Origin of the sequence: Flavobacterium xueshanense, from assembly GCF_900112975.1 — a bacterium.
GTDB classification, from domain to species: Bacteria; Bacteroidota; Bacteroidia; order Flavobacteriales; family Flavobacteriaceae; genus Flavobacterium; species Flavobacterium xueshanense.
Genome location: NZ_FONQ01000009.1, coordinates 95,329 through 112,642, shown reverse-complemented (window position 1 = coordinate 112,642; position 17,314 = coordinate 95,329). Strand labels below are relative to the sequence as shown.

At 34.7% G+C, this 17,314-nt stretch carries 13 protein-coding genes and 1 pseudogene; 7 read left to right on the top strand and 7 right to left on the bottom strand.

Annotated elements, in window-relative coordinates:
- Positions 1–122 precede the first annotated feature (122 nt).
- Positions 123–1,592 carry a glycoside hydrolase family 130 protein gene (locus BMZ76_RS10055; protein ID WP_091205628.1) on the top strand — a complete coding sequence of 490 codons (1,470 nt, stop codon included), beginning with the start codon at positions 123–125 and terminating at the stop codon, positions 1,590–1,592.
- 93 nt (positions 1,593–1,685) lie between these two features.
- Here the strand turns inward: BMZ76_RS10055 and BMZ76_RS16475 are convergent, their stop codons facing one another.
- Together BMZ76_RS16475 and BMZ76_RS16470 are read right to left on the bottom strand one after the other, a co-directional pair.
- Positions 1,686–1,826, bottom strand: a complete 141-nt coding sequence (locus BMZ76_RS16475; protein ID WP_396230404.1) for a hypothetical protein — start codon at positions 1,824–1,826, stop codon at positions 1,686–1,688.
- 21 nt (positions 1,827–1,847) lie between these two features.
- Positions 1,848–2,051: pseudogene (locus BMZ76_RS16470) on the bottom strand (P-type ATPase); the annotation flags it as partial.
- Positions 2,052–2,455: 404 nt separating this feature from the next.
- On the opposite strand from BMZ76_RS16470, the gene BMZ76_RS10045 reads away from it, so the two are divergent.
- Positions 2,456–3,646 (top strand): BaiN/RdsA family NAD(P)/FAD-dependent oxidoreductase, encoded by a 1,191-nt coding sequence (locus BMZ76_RS10045; protein ID WP_091205626.1) that lies wholly within the window; start codon positions 2,456–2,458, stop codon positions 3,644–3,646.
- A 255-nt stretch (positions 3,647–3,901) separates the two neighbouring features.
- Here BMZ76_RS10045 and BMZ76_RS10040 read toward each other — a convergent pair whose 3' ends face one another.
- The 3 genes from BMZ76_RS10040 to BMZ76_RS10030 all read right to left on the bottom strand — a co-directional run bounded on the left by BMZ76_RS10040 (position 3,902) and on the right by BMZ76_RS10030 (position 5,989).
- Positions 3,902–4,285, bottom strand: a complete 384-nt coding sequence (locus BMZ76_RS10040) for a DUF3037 domain-containing protein (RefSeq protein ID WP_091205623.1) — start codon at positions 4,283–4,285, stop codon at positions 3,902–3,904.
- Positions 4,263–5,057 (bottom strand): HipA family kinase, encoded by a 795-nt coding sequence (locus tag BMZ76_RS10035; protein WP_091205620.1) that lies wholly within the window; start codon positions 5,055–5,057, stop codon positions 4,263–4,265. Before BMZ76_RS10035 ends, BMZ76_RS10040 begins: the two co-directional genes overlap by 23 nt.
- Positions 5,058–5,134: 77 nt before the next feature.
- Entirely contained in the window at positions 5,135–5,989 is an 855-nt protein-coding gene (locus tag BMZ76_RS10030) for an NAD(P)H-hydrate dehydratase (protein ID WP_091205617.1), read from the bottom strand.
- Between the two features lie 285 nt (positions 5,990–6,274).
- Between BMZ76_RS10030 and gcvT the strand changes: the two genes are divergently transcribed.
- The 5 genes from gcvT to BMZ76_RS10005 all read left to right on the top strand — a co-directional run bounded on the left by gcvT (position 6,275) and on the right by BMZ76_RS10005 (position 13,926).
- Positions 6,275–7,357, top strand: coding sequence for a glycine cleavage system aminomethyltransferase GcvT (gcvT, locus tag BMZ76_RS10025; protein WP_091205615.1), 1,083 nt, complete (start codon positions 6,275–6,277; stop codon positions 7,355–7,357).
- A 6-nt stretch (positions 7,358–7,363) separates the two neighbouring features.
- Positions 7,364–9,406, top strand: a complete 2,043-nt coding sequence (locus tag BMZ76_RS10020; RefSeq protein WP_091205613.1) for a carboxy terminal-processing peptidase — start codon at positions 7,364–7,366, stop codon at positions 9,404–9,406.
- 15 nt (positions 9,407–9,421) lie between these two features.
- Entirely contained in the window at positions 9,422–10,456 is a 1,035-nt protein-coding gene (locus BMZ76_RS10015; RefSeq protein WP_091205611.1) for an LIC11966 family surface protein, read from the top strand.
- Positions 10,457–10,517: 61 nt separating this feature from the next.
- Complete coding sequence (locus tag BMZ76_RS10010) at positions 10,518–11,231, top strand: YebC/PmpR family DNA-binding transcriptional regulator (protein ID WP_091205608.1); 714 nt, start codon at positions 10,518–10,520, stop codon at positions 11,229–11,231.
- Between the two features lie 622 nt (positions 11,232–11,853).
- Complete coding sequence (locus tag BMZ76_RS10005) at positions 11,854–13,926, top strand: hypothetical protein (RefSeq protein ID WP_091205606.1); 2,073 nt, start codon at positions 11,854–11,856, stop codon at positions 13,924–13,926.
- Between the two features lie 87 nt (positions 13,927–14,013).
- Here the strand turns inward: BMZ76_RS10005 and BMZ76_RS10000 are convergent, their stop codons facing one another.
- Both BMZ76_RS10000 and BMZ76_RS09995 read right to left on the bottom strand, forming a co-directional pair.
- Positions 14,014–15,054: a cysteate synthase gene (locus BMZ76_RS10000; protein WP_091205604.1), complete on the bottom strand. Its 1,041-nt coding sequence runs from the start codon at positions 15,052–15,054 to the stop codon at positions 14,014–14,016.
- 70 nt (positions 15,055–15,124) lie between these two features.
- Positions 15,125–17,260, bottom strand: coding sequence for a S9 family peptidase (locus tag BMZ76_RS09995; RefSeq protein ID WP_208857656.1), 2,136 nt, complete (start codon positions 17,258–17,260; stop codon positions 15,125–15,127).
- Positions 17,261–17,314: the final 54 nt, after the last annotated feature.

Genomic DNA, 17,314 nt, shown 5'->3' with positions numbered 1-17,314 from the left:
GAAAGCAGCACAATTACTTATGGTTTTTATATATTGATGCTAAAGCTCTTTAGAATACTGAAACGACTTTTTATCACTTCATAAAAAAGCGTACTTATTTAATTAAATTTAAAAATAAATCTATGCGAGTTCATGTCATACGAAAAAATGTAAAATTTATCCCTGATTGCAGTAGGGTTGTTGCCCGCTATTTTATGAATGGCGATCAACGGACTCAAAAAATGGTGAGTCACATCATGATATTAAACGAAAAACAAGTTAGAGAGACCTTGGAACATACACTTCGTGATTTTGCCAGACGTCACAGGAATATTTCAAATACATTTTATAAGCATTGCGAAAAAATTAGAGGAATAATTGAAGGGATGCAAATCAACTATGATAGCCTATCAGCTGAACGAAAAATGCTCATCGGTTCGTACTGTACCATGGAGTATGCCATAGAATCCGCAGCCTTTTTCAACCCTTCTATTGTGGAAGATTTCGATCAGTCAAACCTTGAAGAGGGAGAGAAACGAGTCATCATTTCTTTCCGTGCCACTGGTGAAGGTCACATCTCATCAATCGTTTTTAGGAGGGGAATCCTCGATAAGAATAACGATCTCCAAATGGTAAAAATTGGTGATAACATTGATAAAGCTGAAATTATACACAAATCATTATATAACAAAAAACGATTTATACAGAAATTGACAGAAATGCATACTCAGGACAAATATTCAACTTGTATTATGCAAGACCTACCGGATGAATTTGAGTATTACGCTTTAAAAAATATTGTAAATAAAGCCTTAAGCGATCAAACAATAAGCCTTGATAGGAAAACCGCTCTGGAAGAAGTGATCTGGTTGGCGGATTCATTTTATGATTTGCATTTTAAACACGATTCTGACATCACCGAACGTGTTATATTTCCAATATCAGATTCTGAAAGCCGCGGTATTGAAGATGCCCGTTTTGTTCGCTTTGTGGATGATGATAAATCCGAAAAAGTAATAGCTACTTATACCGCTTATAATGGTCATGTAATTCTTCCGAAACTGATTTCTACTGAAGACTTTTATACGTTCCGTGTAATGCCTTTGCATGGAGCTGGTGCTCAAAATAAAAACCTCGCAGTATTTCCTAGAAAAATCAAGGGCAAGTATGCTATGCTATCTAGAGTTGATGGTGTAAACAATTACCTTATGTATTCCGATAGACCTACCCAATGGGATAATCCCGTTATGATCCAGGAACCGCGTTATCCATGGGAATATACACAAATTGGAAATTGTGGATCGCCACTTTGGACTGATGAAGGCTGGCTGGTGATTACTCATGGTGTAGGTGCCATGAGACGATATTGCATAGGTGCTTCGCTGTTTGATCTTGATGATCCTTCGAAGGAAATTGGGAGACTTAGTGAGCCCCTACTCTCACCGCTGGAGGATGAACGGGAAGGATATGTACCTAACGTAGTGTATTCATGCGGTTCGATTATTCACAACAACAGCCTTATCTTACCTTATGCAGTCTCAGATTATATGTCTACTTACGGTGTAGTCGATTTGGTGGAATTAATCGAGGCTTTGAAGAAAAGTAAATTATAACATAATAAGTAATCTAATTAGATTTCATATTATAGAATTAAAATTATTGTACTAGTTGTTATCCGTTTTTTGTAATTATTTTTCATTAAATAATTACAAAAAACGGATTAATAATAGTGTAAATATTGCCAAAAGAATGGTTAATGCAATTTCGTTACGCGTTTTTTGACGAATTGCTCCTTCGGCCAAAGTAATCTTTATAAACAGAAAACTTTCGCCTGATTCATTATTCACTTTAAGTTTAATTTTGTCCAATCACACTGCAGCTGCGTCGGTTACAAAAGATTTATCGCATCCTGATTCCCGAATAACAGAAACACTTTCAACGGTAATGGTGCTTTCATCAATAGTCGCTAAACCTACAATGATTTCACTATCTGTGGTTATTAAATTACCGGCTTTAAAGATAAAAACATCGTCTTTCTTCAATTCGGAAGAACTGATATTCTTAATTTCATCATTGCCTAAAACCTATTTCGCCATTGTTTCTTCACTTGTTTTCCTTAAACTATCCGCTTGTAATTTTCCTCTTGCCTCGCCAAAACCCCAGTGATTTTTAAAGAATCTCTTTGTAAAAAGTATTCAAAGTATTAGAAAATCTATTTCTTCAGAATCGCACCAATTCAGTTAAATCTCAACAATAGACGTGAAGTTAGTAAATATAATACGCGAATAAGACCAGCTGTATTTATAAATCAGAAGGATAAACTATAAAATCTCTTAACATAATGACATTGAAGCACAGACCCCAAAGCTGCAGATACTGGAATGCAAAATGGAATTTTCTGCTTTGGGATTTCGCCCAAACTCTAATATAAAATCCAATATCAGGGGTTATAGGTAAAAAAACCTATTTTTGTGGCGTGAAAAAATCAGTTTCAATCATTGGAGGAGGACCCGCAGCGCTTATACTTGCAGCATTATTGGATTGTGAAAAATTCAAGGTTACAGTTTACGAAAAAAATAAAACATTAGGCCGAAAATTTCTGGTGGCCGGAAAAGGAGGTTTCAACCTCACCCACTCGGAACCCATTGCAGAATTGATTGCGCGCTATACACCACCCCATTTTTTGAAAAAAGCACTCCTTGATTTTGACAACGACAATTTTCGGGATTGGATTGATACCATCGGTATTCCAACCTACATCGGCAGTAGCAAACGGGTGTATCCTGAACGTGGTATCAAACCCATAACTGTACTGAACGCCATCCTGGACGTTCTCGAAAAGCAAGGTGTTGCTATTCAGTACCAACACACTTGGACCGGCTGGACGAGCAACGATGACCTTGTTTTTAATGCTACTACAGAAATAAAATCGGACTATACCATTTTTGCCTTAGGAGGTGGTAGCTGGAAGATCACCGGTTCTGATGGCACTTGGCTAGATTTATTCGAACAGCAAGATATTGCTATCGTTCCGTTTCAATCTTCGAATTGTGCGTATCGTGTGGACTGGTCGGAAGATTTTATTTTAGAACATGAAGGCAGTCCACTAAAAAATATTGCTATTAGCTGCTCAAACAAAAGGCAAAAAGGGGAAGCGGTTATTACCCGTTTTGGTTTAGAAGGTAATGCCATTTATGCGCTTAGTCCACAAATTCGGGAAGAACTGCAAAGCCAACAAAAGGCGATTGTTTTCTTGGATATGAAACCAACTTTGCGTTCTGATGATTTGCTTCAAAAAATTAAAAAATCGACTTTCAAAAAGACGAGCGAAACACTGCAAAAAGAAATTAAATTGAGTCCTGCGCAGATTGGGCTTTTGAAAAAATACCTTTCGAAAGAAACCTACTTAAATCCAGCACTGCTCGCTCAAAATATTAAAAAAATGAGTATCGAAATCACCGGTTCTGGCCTATTAAACGATGCGATATCAACAACAGGAGGCATCCAACTGAATGCTGTGGACGAAAATTTTCAACTAAAAGATAAAAAAAGTAATTATTGCATTGGTGAAATGCTCGACTGGGATGCACCTACCGGCGGCTATCTCTTGCAAGCTTGTTTTAGTATGGGGATGCATCTTGCGCGTCACCTGAACAGCCTTCCTTAATTTTTTTATACTATTGTCGTAGACTTATTCCTAGTAAATCACGCATCAACGTTTTTAAAAAATTAGCCACAGATTCACAGATTAAAAATAGATTTTTGGTAAAAAAAAATTGATATTATCCAATTTAAAATCAGTGAATCCGTGGCAAAAAATGGTTAATACGTTTTGCGGACAGTCATACCCTCTCTATTCTATTGTTGACAGCAAAAAAGTATTTTAATTATGAATTGACTTTCCAACAGTTTTAAAATTTATTTACAATACCATTTCTTCAAGCAAGCGTTGTGTTGTTTGTTCCAAATCATTACACAAACCCGAATGTGGTCTTGAGGTTTGAATGGCTGAACTTCGGATTGCGGTCAACCAACGAAAACGCGATGGAATATCAAATTGCCCTATTGGTCCACCTGATTTTTCGCCATGTGCCACTTTCGCAAATGCCTTTACATTTAAATGTAGTTGTTCGACATCCATATCATCTGCAAAAAGCTGGAGTTTCGCTTCATTTACAGAATACAGCACCTTAATGAATTTTGCTTTTTTACAAAAAAGAATAATACCCACATTAAGGAATTCTTCGCGTTCTACCCTTGGCACAACCCGGAGTACGGCGTACTCATATAAGTGTTGCTCTTGCATTTTGTGCTTCGTTTATAAAAATTTCTGAATGGTTTAAACGTGTGGATAAAAACTGAAAATAGACTTCCCGTATCGCTTCAGGAGTTTCATCGCTGTCTTCCCAATTCAGCCATACTTCTGGAATCAGATTTACAATACTTTGCAGTACATCGTGAGTTAATATTTTTTTGAATATTGTATCCGTTTCCGGCAGCAAGCAAGCCTGAGGTAATAATACATGGTCTTTTATCAGTGCAAAAGGACTTTGCGCATGCTTTTCCCAATTGGTCCACGAATGATGAAAATAAAGACTGGCACCGTGATCGATCAGCCATAATTCTTTGTGCCAAATTAACATATTGGTGTTTCTAAACGTTCTGTCCACATTTGTAATAAAAGCATCCAACCAAACAATTTGAGAAGCTAGTTTTGAGTCAACCAAAGTGACAACAGGATCAAAATTTATGGCTCCCGATAAATAATGTAATGCCAGATTAAGGCCTTGACTCCCTTGAAGCAAATCTTGAATCTCTTCGTCGGCTTCACTGCGTCCAAAAGCTTCATCGAGATTGGCATAAACCAATTCCGGCATTTTCAATTTTAAAACACGAGCAATTTCTCCGCCTATTAATTCGGCAATCAAAGCTTTTACACCGTGTCCGGCACCTTTGAATTTCAGTACATATTTAAAATCATCATCGGCTTCCGCGAGCGCAGGCAAAGAACCACCTTCTCGCAACGGAGTGATGTATCGCATAACATTTACGGTTCTAAGATGAGGTATGTTTTCCATAATCGATTTGGATAAAGCTATTTTGCTTGGATACAAACTTACAAATAAGTGGGATGGAATTCATTTATGAGCGTTATTTACACCATTTTTTTCAAACTTAAAAAAGCTTTTCCAATATTTGCAATCACATCTGAAGCGATAAACGATTGATAACCCGTTTCGGGCAACGCAATATCAGCGGTTAATCCATGAAGGTAAACGCCAAGAATAGCGGCATCTATAGTTTCATAGGATTGCGCTAATAAACTGGTAATCATTCCTGTCAAAACATCACCCGTTCCGGCGGTAGCGAGAGCAGCATTTCCGGTGGTATTTTCATAAACACTTTCACCATCTATGATTCGTGTTGGTGCTCCTTTCATTACGATTATAACTTGGTGTTGTTTTGAAAAAGAGATTGCTTTACTCATTTTCTCCTCTTCGGAATCCCATTTTCCTATCAATCGTTCCAGTTCTTTGGGGTGTGGTGTAATAACGGTTTTGGGTTGCACTAAATCCAATAATTTTTTATTTTTGGAAATTATATTTAATCCATCAGCGTCTATAACTAAAGGAATTGTGTTCGTTTTCAAAAATTGATGCAGCGCATTTTGAGTTTCAACGGCCTGACCTAACCCGGGACCAATTCCTATGGCTTGCGGGGTAAAGTCAAAAGTGAAATTAGAAATCATTTCCTCCTGAATATCCGTCAAAACCATCACTTCTGGGATTGAGATTTGTAAAATATCGTACCCACATTTTGGAATGAAAACGGTGACCAATCCGCATCCGGTTTTTAAACACGCTTTCGAAGACAAACTCACTGCTCCTATTTTGCCGTAGCTTCCGCCAATGATCAAAGCGTGTCCCTGAATTCCTTTATGGGTCTTTTTGTCTGGCTGTTTGTAGCGTTTCAGGATTTCTTCTTGGTCAATGTAAATGGAATTCGTCATGGAAATTTGTTTGTTTAAAATTACGAATTTAATATGAAAAAAATTCGTTAATGGAATCGAAATTTCCTAGCCCTGACTGCAACGGAAATCCTTTTTATGCGCCTTTTCGGCGAATAAAAAGATTGCAGTGAAAAGCAGGAAATAGCTCCTAAAAAAAATGGTTATAAATCCTACACCACAAATTATTCCGAAAACGTTTGAAACTTTAAACTTTGCTTGAATCCGCCTTTGTCACCCGAAATAAAATCAATAAATTAGCGACTTCAAACTTTATAGAAAAACACAATGAAAAATACTGCGCTTACGCACATACACGAAAATTTGGGAGCAAAAATGCTTCCGTTTGCCGGATACAACATGCCTATTTTATATGAAGGAGTGAATGCGGAACATGAAACGGTGCGCAATGCCGTGGGTGTTTTTGACGTTTCTCACATGGGTGAATTCCTGCTTACGGGTCCAAATGCATTGGCTTTGATTCAAAAAGTGACTTCAAATGACGCTTCGACTTTGACTATTGGAAAAGCGCAATATTCTTGTTTGCCAAACAATGATGGTGGAATTGTAGATGATTTGCTGGTTTATAAAATGAAAGAGGAGCAATATTTATTAGTCGTAAATGCATCGAATATTGACAAGGATTGGGATTGGATTTCGGCTCATAATGATTTGGATGTGGAGATGAAAAACCTTTCGGATGATTATTCATTATTGGCAATTCAAGGACCAAAAGCGGTTGAAGCAATGCAGTCCTTGACCTCAAAAGATTTATCAGCGATTCCATATTACCATTTTGAAGTAGGCGATTTTGCCGGTATCGAAAACGTAATCATTTCGGCTACGGGATATACAGGATCTGGAGGTTTTGAGATTTATTGTAAAAACGCGGAAGTGGAGCAAATTTGGAATAAAGTTTTTGAAGCAGGTGCGGCTTTTGGTATCAAACCAATTGGTCTTGCGGCTCGTGATACGTTGCGATTGGAAATGGGTTTTTGTTTGTACGGAAATGACATCAACGACACCACTTCTCCACTTGAAGCTGGTTTGGGATGGATTACCAAGTTCACAAAAGAATTCACCAATTCAGAAAACCTGAAAAAACAAAAAGAAGCAGGAGTTTCTAAAAAACTAGTTGCTTTTGAAATGCAGGAACGTGCGGTGCCACGACACGATTACGAAATTGTAGATGCATCAGGAAATGTAATAGGAATAGTAACTTCGGGAACGATGTCACCTTCACTGAATAAAGGAATAGGAATGGGTTATGTGACTGTAGAAAACAGTGCCTTGGACAGCGAAATATTTATTAAAATCCGTAAAAATGAAATACCTGCCAAAGTGGTAAAATTACCTTTTTACAAGAAATAAAAATAAATGAAGAAACTTTCACTCATATTTTTGCTGACTACATTTTCCCTTTTTGGTCAAAATGACGCAAAAACCTGTGAAACACTTTCTAAAATAAATGCGTTATTACAACGCGAACATTACCAACCTAAACCGATAGACGACAGTTTATCGGTTTTTGTCTTTGATGGTTTTTTGGATGCTTTGGATTCGAACCGAAACTTATTCACCAAGATTGAATACAAAAAACTACGCGAACACAGACTCCAACTGGACAATTACATTTTGCAAAATAATTGTTCTTTTATGAATGATTTTGTTGCTGTTTACACCTTGGCCTTAAACAGAAAAAAGAAAGTTTTAGAGAAAATACAAAAGGATTCTTTTGATTATACTTCAAATGATTCTGTAAAATTTTCGAAGAAAAAATTTCCTTTTGATTTAGTTGCCACTGATTTAGAACGTGTTTGGAAAAAAAGAATCCGCTATGATATTCTGGAAGATATTTCTAAATCAAGCACTAATTTAGATTCTTTGAATCAAAATTTCTCAGCCCTTGAAAAAACAACCAAAACAAAACTATTTGACGCTAATTTGTGTCAGGTAAACAGTATTTTGGAAACCAAAGACCGAATCGCAAGTGATCTGCAAAACACTTTTATGAATCTCTTTTGCACTTATTTTGACCCGCACTCTAATTATTTTTCGTTGGCCGCAAAATCCAGTTTCATGTCGGGTTTGTCTACCAGCTCTCTCTCACTAGGATTGAACGTTGGTTTTAATGACAAAGAAGAAATCATTGTACAGGAAATTGTTCCGGGCGGACCAGCTGCGAAAACCAATAAATTTGACAAAAACGATATCATCCTGAAGGTTTCCGATACAAAAGGAACCACTTACACTGTTTCATGCTCATCTATTGAAAAAATTGGAGAATTGATTTTTTCAGATTCCAATACTGACATAGAATTAACCATTCAGAAAAAAAATGCCGCCATCGTTACCGTATTTCTTCGAAAACAAGTAATGAAAGCAACTGATAATGCCGTTTACAGCTACATCGCCGAAAAAGAATCGAAAATTGGCTACATCAATATCCCAAATTTTTATTCGAATTTTGATGGAAACACCGTTCAGGGTTGTGCCGATGATGTTGCGAAAGAAATTGTAAAACTGCAAAAAGACAACATTAAAGGTTTAGTTATTGATCTTCAAAATAATGGTGGTGGCTCTATTCAAGAAGCGATTAAACTAGCCGGAATGTTTATAGATATCGGTCCTTTATCCGTTTTGGTAGACAGTAAGGACCAACAGACTATACTAAAAGATTACAATCGTGGCAGCGTTTACAGTGGCCCTTTAGTACTATTAATGAATGGTAATTCTGCCTCAGCAAGTGAATTTTTTGCGGCGGCTATCCAAGATTACAACCGCGGTATCATCATCGGAAGCACCTCATTAGGCAAGGCAAGCATGCAGGCTATATTACCATTAGATAAAAATAATCAAGAGGACTTTGTGAAAGTAACGATTGAAAAATTTTATAGAATTACCGGTGACAGCAATCAAATAAAAGGAATAGTACCAGATATTATGCTCCCCGTTTTATTTGACAGTATAAATCCTCGTGAAGTCAGTTATAAAACGGCTCTGAAAAACGATGTTATTATTACAAAAGCCAGATTTAGTCCTTTGCCAAAAACCTATTTCCCGCAACTAACAGCATTAAGTCATACGAGAGTAAAAGAAAATATCCGTTTTAATGAAATCAATGTGGCTAACCAACAGATTAATGCACTTTACAACAATCCTAAAAAGCCAACCCGATTGGTTCTCAAAGATGTATTTGATGACGTGCATAAAATTGACACCCTTTGGGAAAAGGTCAAAAAAATAATTGACAGTAAAAGTAATTTTACGCTTTCGAATACCACTTATGATTTAGAGAAATTAAAATTTGATACTTTTCAGCAAGACAGTAATACGTATAAAATTGAGAATTTAAAAAACAGTCCGTATTTAGAAGAAGCAATTGCGATACTTAATGATTATAATACTTTAACCAAATAAACCAACCCACAAAACATGAAATCAACCTTTACTTTGCTCTTATTTTTGATAACTGTAACCATTACAAATGCTCAGGAATTCAAAACGCCAGTTGATTATTTGAATTATATCAGCAAGGAAACTGATATTATTTCCCGAACTACATGGAAATACACCTCGGCTGTGGCACATAGCAAAAATGCCCGAAAAATTGATGTTACTCGAAAAACATTGGTAAAAAGCATACAAACCGCGGCTAAAAAAATAGAAGCTTTGAAAGAAGGTTATAAAGGTGATGTGGAATATAAAAACCAGCTTTTGGCTTATCTAGCAATTTCTGAAAAGCAAATTAATCAGGAATATGACAAAATAATAAACATGCAGGAGGTTGCTGAACAATCGTATGACTTTATGGAAGCGTTTATTATGGCAAGAGATTTAGTCAATGCTAAAATCAATGAAGAAGTCGATAAATTGAATGCCAACCAAAAAATATTTGCCAATAAATATGGGATTCAAATTGGGGAAGATAAAAGTGAATTAGGCAAAAAAATGAAAATATCCAACGAAGTTTTCGAAAATCACACGCAATTATATCTGATCTTTTTTAAAGTAAATTTTACAGAATCGGTATTGATGAAAGCGATTGCTGAAAATAATTTGAACGCGATTCAACAAAACAGCAATGCACTGGAACAATATTCTAATGAAGGTCTGGATAAACTAAAAACATTTAAAGCCTACAAAAATGACGTAATGCTTGTAAATGCTACTAAAAAAGTATTGGAATTCAGTAAAAAAGAAGCGTCAGAATTCGCACCTGGAGTTGTTGCTTTTATTATGCTAAACCAAAAATTTCAGGAAAGCAAAAAAATAATGGACGATAAAAAAGCCAACACCAGATCAAAAGCAGAAATTGATAATTTCAATGCATTGGTAAATACACTGAATAAAGAGGTAGGAACGTATAATAAACTAAATACAAAGTTCAACACAGAACGATCCCTCGCTATCAATAACTGGAATATAACCGGAACAAATTTTATTTCAAAACACGTTCCAATTGATTAACAAAAATATTTGAAAAAATAACTAATAACTGTATTTTTGCAGTTCAAAATAAGAAATAGAAATGGGAAGAGCGTTTGAGTTTAGAAAAGGAAGAAAAATGAAACGTTGGTCAGCAATGGCCAAAGCATTTACCAGAATTGGAAAAGATATTGTAATGGCCGTAAAAGAAGGCGGACCAAATCCTGATGCCAACTCAAGATTAAGAGCCGTTATCCAGAACTCTAAGGCCGTGAACATGCCTAAGGAAAATGTGGAACGCGCGATTAAAAAAGCAACTGATAAAGATACAGCCAATTATAAAGAAGTTTTATTTGAAGGATATGCACCTCACGGAATTGCAATCTTGGTTGAAACCGCCACGGATAATAACAACAGAACGGTGGCTAATGTCAGGAGTTATTTTAATAAATGCAATGGTACGATGGGAACTCAAGGTTCAGTTGAATTCATGTTTGACCACACCTGTAATTTTAGAATTCCAGCAAACGGAATTGATCCTGAAGAACTGGAGTTAGAATTAATCGATTTTGGTGCTGAGGAAGTTTTTGAAGACGAGGACGGCATATTGATTTACGCCCCTTTTGGCAGTTTTGGAACCATTCAAAAAGAATTAGAAAATAGAGGATTAGAAATTCTTTCTTCCGGATTTGAACGAATTCCTCAAATCACTAAAAAACTCTCTGAAGCAGAAATGGCTGATGTAGAAAAACTAATTGAAAAATTAGAAGATGATGATGATGTAATGAACGTGTATCATACGATGGAAGAAGCTTAGACTTCATTTAAATTATATTTAAAACTCTAGCTTTCGCTGGAGTTTTTTTGTTTCACAATTATAAATTAAGAATTAAGCCTTTTTTATTTCTTTTTTTAATTATCCTCTGCTGCGTAACTGCTTTGTTATTTTTTAAAATCAGCCTAAAGCATATTTTAAACATAAAGTAGATAGTTACTTATAATTATGTGTTTGCCCTCTTGCCTGTCCCTTTCTATCAAGTTTTCTTATAATAGATCAATTTATATCAATACAGTTTTTTAATAAGCTTTTACCTTTAAATTATTATATCAATACAGCTTAAATAACGGACTATGATGAAAAACAGAAAATTTAGCAAAAGAGTATTTTTTGATATCTTTTTTACTGCTAACAAGTTTCTTATATTTGCTAACTTTTACTAAATGTAACGCCATAAAAACAAGCGATGCATCAAACTATTGGCAGCACAATTATATTACAAACTAAATTTCATTATTTGAGACAAAAAACACTTAGGAAAAATTTAGTTTTTGTGACGATTTTTTACAAATATATTTTGTAATAGAAGACATTTTGTTAATTAGCTAAATATTCCTAATACAGAATATCGTTTCAAGGAACGTATAAAATTATAATACATATGACAAACAACATCCTGATTGAAAATCAATATAAAAGAACAAGTTTATTTGAAAAAGAAAATGTAAACTATTTAGTTCGCGTTTTAAAAAGATTTAATACCGTACCAAAGATAAATAATATCAATATTATCACCTCAACTAGTGAGCCTACTATTTTCAAAATTGTACCCAACAAATCAATTATAATTGGTTCATCCTTTTTGAGTAAACCCATTTTAGCTTTAGTCTATTTAAGATATGGAATCGAATGGCAGCTATGGTACAAAGCTTTGAATACCGAAAAACAAGATGTAGTTTTATGCGATATTGCAGCTCTTGAAGTAACTCGAATATTTTATAATTTACTACCTAAAAATGATAAAGAAAAATTAGAAAATCTTGATTATGTTCTAATTAATTTAATTAAAAATGATATCTATTTAAATACTGAATCTTCATTAATAAACGAAGAACTCCAATCTTTTCATGGTTTAAAAAATTCGAACACTGAACTCAAAAAATCTTGGAAAGCTATTGTCGAAAATCTTGCAAAACCCACAGAATACATGTTGATGTCTGGAGGAGATCTTCGTTTGAATATCGATGAAATTCATTTGCTAAATAAATACGGATGTCGTCCATTCCCAAGACCTGATGCATTTACTTTTGCTTCATCTACGGCGTCTAGCGTTTCTAATTTTGCTTTTGATAAAACAGATAAAGTGAGAAGTATATTAATTAGAAATAGCTTGAAAAATGGTTTTAAAAATACTACTATCGAGTTTTCTGAATTACTAAAAAATAACCTTAGAAAAATATTCAGATTAAGTGAGGAATGTGAAATAATTTTTTCACCATCAGGTACTGATTCTTCACTTCAAATAGCAGCTATAACGCAAATTATTTCCGATAAAGAAATCACACATATTTTAGTGGCCTCTGATGAAACTGGTAGCGGTGTAGCTGCGGCTTTAAAGGGATGTCATTTTGAAAATACTACTGCTTTAAATTATCCAATTAAAAAAGATGCAAAAATTGAAGGTTTTAGAGATGTTGATTTAGTACAAATCCCTTTTAGAGATCAAAATGGCGCATTAAAAACTTCCGCTCAATTAGATAAGGAAGTATTGGATGCCGTTATCAGGACCAAAAATCAAGGCAGGCATGTAGTATTACATACTATGGATCAATCAAAATTAGGGTATCAATCTCCTAGTGACGAATTTATAAAAAAATTAAATAGACTTGAAAACTTATCAATTCAAATAATTGTTGATGGATCACAGTTGAGATTAGATCCAAAAGACATACAAAATTATTTAAATAAAGGATATATTGTTACCATAACGGGGAGTAAATTCTTCACTGGCCCTCCATACTGCGGTGCATTAATTTTACCTCAAAGTGTCAATAAATTAATTCAATCTGTAAAAAACACATTACCAAAAGGCTTAAACAAATATTATAATAGTTCTGATTGGCCGACTTCATGGTTTTGTTCCAATGAATTATCTGACGGATATAACTATGGTTCTTACATGCGTTGGAATGCTGCCGTGGTTGAAATGGACAGGTATTACAAAACACCAATTTTATATCGAAATATGGGTATTGAGATGTTTTGCAATTTTGTTGATGACTCTATAAAAGAGGCCACATTTTTACAGCCTATTTACAGTGATGAAACAAAAACAAAGAGCTTTAGCAGTAAGGAATTTGGAATAAGAAACATCCGTACAATTTTTCCTTTCTTTATTTTTAAAAACAATGAGGTCTTAACTGTTGATAAAGTAAAAAAATTGTATACATTATTAAATTCTGATTTATCCGATCAGTTTGAAGGTTCTTCCTTAGAAATTATTCGACTTGCTGCCCAAAAATGTCATATTGGTCAAGCAGTTAATGTAAAATATACTACTGAAATTGAAAGTGCTATTTTAAGAATTAGTTTGGGCGCAAGAGTTATTTCTGAAAGTTGGGTCAGTAGAGATATTAGTCTTTTTTTTAGAAATATAGAATTACAAATGAGTCAGATCACAATCACTATTAAAAAAATTGAATTGATACTTAATAATTCTGAATTATTGGATTAAATTAAAAAGTGTTTATCTTTATATTCAATAAAAAAGTCCCATTCGCAAAAGCAAGTGGGACTTTTTTATTTATCTATAATTTTTAACTTATTTTATCATTTCAATTTTTTGAACTTCTTCTTCGTTGATGCTATCAAAGAAACCTTGTTCATTCATCCAATCATCGCTAAATACTTTACTCATGTAACGAGAACCATGATCTGGGAAAATTGCAATTACATTACTGTTTTCGTCAAATTCACCTTCTTCAGCATATTGTCTTAACGCTTGCATTACTGCTCCTGATGTATATCCTACAAACAAACCTTCTTTTCTGGTGATTTCTCTTGCAGCATGAGCGCTTTCCTCATCCGTCACTTTCATGAACTTATCAATGATATCAAAATCAGTTGCGGACGGAATTAAATTTTTACCCAAGCCTTCAATTCGGTACGGATAAATCTCATCATTATCGAATTCTCTAGTCTCATGGTATTTCTTCAATACGGATCCAAAAGCATCCACTCCAAGAATTCTAATATTTGGATTTTGTTCTTTTAAGTATTTTGCAGTACCAGAAATGGTTCCACCTGTTCCACTACAGGCAATTAAGTGCGTAATTGCACCATTAGTTTGTTTCCAAATTTCCGGACCGGTAGATTTATAATGCGCATCCACATTCAACTCATTAAAATATTGATTGATATAAATCGAGCCTTTCGTTTCTTCGTGCAAACGTTTGGCTACATTATAATAAGAACGTTCATCATCAGCAGATACGTGCGCAGGACAAACATACACTTTAGCGCCTAAGCTTCGAAGCATGTCTATTTTGTCTTTAGATGATTTAGAACTAACCGCAAGAATGCAGTTGTAGCCTTTTATGATACTGACCATTGCTAAACTAAAACCCGTATTACCGGAAGTTGTTTCAATTATCGTATCACCAGGAGATAAAACACCTCTCTTTTCAGCTTCTTCAATTATGTATAATGCTATTCTATCTTTTGAGGAATGTCCTGGATTAAAAGCTTCTACTTTAGCATAAAAATTTCCTTTTAAATCTTCAGTAACTTTATTTAGCTTAATAAGTGGAGTATTACCTATTAATTCTAAAACATTATTACAAGCAGTTATTTCTTTTTTCATAAAAAAATAGTTATTCGCAGCAATTTTTAATGAGACCACGAAAGTTACAAATTTAACAAAAAAAATGTAATTAGTTTTTAATTTCTTCTAAATCTAATAAAAAACTATATTCCTTAGCTAATTCCTTTAGGGCTTCAAATCGACCGGAAGCACCACCGTGACCCGCATCCATGTTAGTATTTAGGTATAAAACAGTATTATTTTTTTTAAAAGTTCGTAGTTTAGCAACCCACTTTGCAGGTTCCCAGTACTGTACCTGCGAATCATGAAGTCCGGTGGAAACAAACATATTAGGATAATTTTGAGCTTTTACGTTATCATAAGGCGAATACGACAACATATAATCATACGATTTTTTCTCGTTTGGATTTCCCCACTCATCATATTCTCCAGTTGTAAGCGGAATAGTGTCATCAAGCATCGTGGTTATTACATCCACAAAAGGCACTTGAGCAATCACTCCCTTGTACAATTCCGGTGCCATATTGACTACCGCTCCCATCAACAAACCCCCTGCTGAACCGCCTTCAGCATATAAATGCTTTGGTGAAGTAAACTTTTCCTGAATTAAAAACTTGGAACAATCAATAAAATCAGTGAAGGTATTTTTCTTTTTCAATAATTTTCCGTCTTCATACCATTGTCGTCCTAAATCTTCGCCACCGCGAATGTGTGCTATTGCAAAAACAAAGCCACGGTCCAAAATAGAAAGACGTGTTGATGAAAAGTACGTATCCATCGTAACTCCGTAAGAGCCATACGCGTAAAGCAATACCGGATTATTTCCGTCTTTTTTCAATCCTTTTTTGTACACCATTGAAATTGGCACTCTGGTTCCATCAGTTGCAGTGGCCCAAACACGTTCTTCGATGTAATTATTTTTATCAAATTTTCCACCAAGAACCTGTTGCTCTTTCATGATTTCTTTCTCTTTGGTTTTCATATTAAAATCAATAACCGAGGATGGTGTAGCCAATGATTGATAGCTGTAACGCAAAATATCAGTGTCAAAATCAACATTTGTAGTCGTGTATGCATTGTAGGTTTCACTGCCAAAAGGCAAATAATATTCCCCTTCCCCACTCCAGGGCATGATGCGAATGTGATTCAAACCATTGGAACGTTCCTCGACAACCAAATAGTTCCTGAAAATTTCAATATCTTCCAGTAAAACGTCTTTTCGATGCGCAATTACATCTATCCAATTCTCCTTTGCAGTACCGTTTTCAGGAGTTTTCATCAACTTAAAGTTAGTCGCTTTATCCTTATTGGTCAAAATATAAAAAGAATTCCCAAAATGAGAAATACTGTATTCCAATCCGCGAACTCTTGGTTGAAAAACCACAAATTCTCCATCCGGATTATCTGAATTTAAAATTCTGTACTCGGTTGTTAATGTGCTTCCGGAACCTATGACAATGTATTTTTTTGATTTTTCTTTACCCACTGAAACGTTAAAAGTATCGTCTTTTTCATTAAAAACCAATACATCAGCAGCTGAATCTGTGGCTAATTTATGTTTAAACACTTTATCAGACCGCAACGTAACTTTGTCTTGTCTGGTGTAAAAAATCGTTTTATTATCATTTGCCCAAACGGAACTTCCGGTAGCATTTTCAATCTTATCCGAAAGAATTTCTCCCGTTTCCAAGTTTTTGATTTGTATCGTGTAAATACGTCTTCCTACGGTATCGATTCCAAAACTCGCAAATTTATTATCCGGACTCACACTTAAACCTCCCAATTGAAAGTAGGTTTGTCCTTGGGCCAAGTCATTACAATTGAATAAAATTTCCTCATTTGCGGCAAGACTTCCTTTTTTTCTGGAATAAATAGGATAATCTTTTCCAGTTTCAAAACGGGTAATATAATAATAGCCATTGTACAAATAAGGAACTGATTGGTCGTCTTCCTTGATGCGGGCTTTCATCTCTTCGTATAATTCTTTCTGAAAACCCTTCGTATCCGAGGTCATGGCGTCATAATAGGTATTTTCCTGATTCAAATAATCAATGACATCCGGCTTTTCTCTATCGTTCAGCCAGAAATAATTGTCAACACGTTTTTCGTTGTGTTTTTCTAAAGTTTTTGGAATTATTTTTGCTATTGGAGTAGGAATATTTTTTAACATTTGTTGTGCTTTAATTTTAGTAATTGATGGTGCAAAAATAACACAAAGACAACTTAGGATGAGTTTATTTTTCATGAATATTTTATTGATTATGACTATGCAATATAGTAATTTTGTAAATAAAATTAA

Excerpts from the sequence above, each read along its gene's own strand:
- BMZ76_RS10035 (WP_091205620.1), bottom strand. The coding sequence starts at position 5,057 with ATGGAAAACATACCTCATCTTAGAACCGTAAATGTTATGCGATACATC.
- BMZ76_RS10030 (WP_091205617.1), bottom strand. The coding sequence starts at position 5,989 with ATGACGAATTCCATTTACATTGACCAAGAAGAAATCCTGAAACGCTAC.
- BMZ76_RS10010 (WP_091205608.1), top strand. The coding sequence starts at position 10,518 with ATGGGAAGAGCGTTTGAGTTTAGAAAAGGAAGAAAAATGAAACGTTGG.
- BMZ76_RS10040 (WP_091205623.1), bottom strand. The coding sequence starts at position 4,285 with ATGCAAGAGCAACACTTATATGAGTACGCCGTACTCCGGGTTGTGCCA.
- BMZ76_RS10005 (WP_091205606.1), top strand. The coding sequence starts at position 11,854 with ATGACAAACAACATCCTGATTGAAAATCAATATAAAAGAACAAGTTTA.
- BMZ76_RS10055 (WP_091205628.1), top strand. The coding sequence starts at position 123 with ATGCGAGTTCATGTCATACGAAAAAATGTAAAATTTATCCCTGATTGC.
- BMZ76_RS10020 (WP_091205613.1), top strand. The coding sequence starts at position 7,364 with ATGAAGAAACTTTCACTCATATTTTTGCTGACTACATTTTCCCTTTTT.
- BMZ76_RS10000 (WP_091205604.1), bottom strand. The coding sequence starts at position 15,054 with ATGAAAAAAGAAATAACTGCTTGTAATAATGTTTTAGAATTAATAGGT.
- BMZ76_RS09995 (WP_208857656.1), bottom strand. The coding sequence starts at position 17,260 with ATGAAAAATAAACTCATCCTAAGTTGTCTTTGTGTTATTTTTGCACCA.
- BMZ76_RS10015 (WP_091205611.1), top strand. The coding sequence starts at position 9,422 with ATGAAATCAACCTTTACTTTGCTCTTATTTTTGATAACTGTAACCATT.
- gcvT (WP_091205615.1), top strand. The coding sequence starts at position 6,275 with ATGAAAAATACTGCGCTTACGCACATACACGAAAATTTGGGAGCAAAA.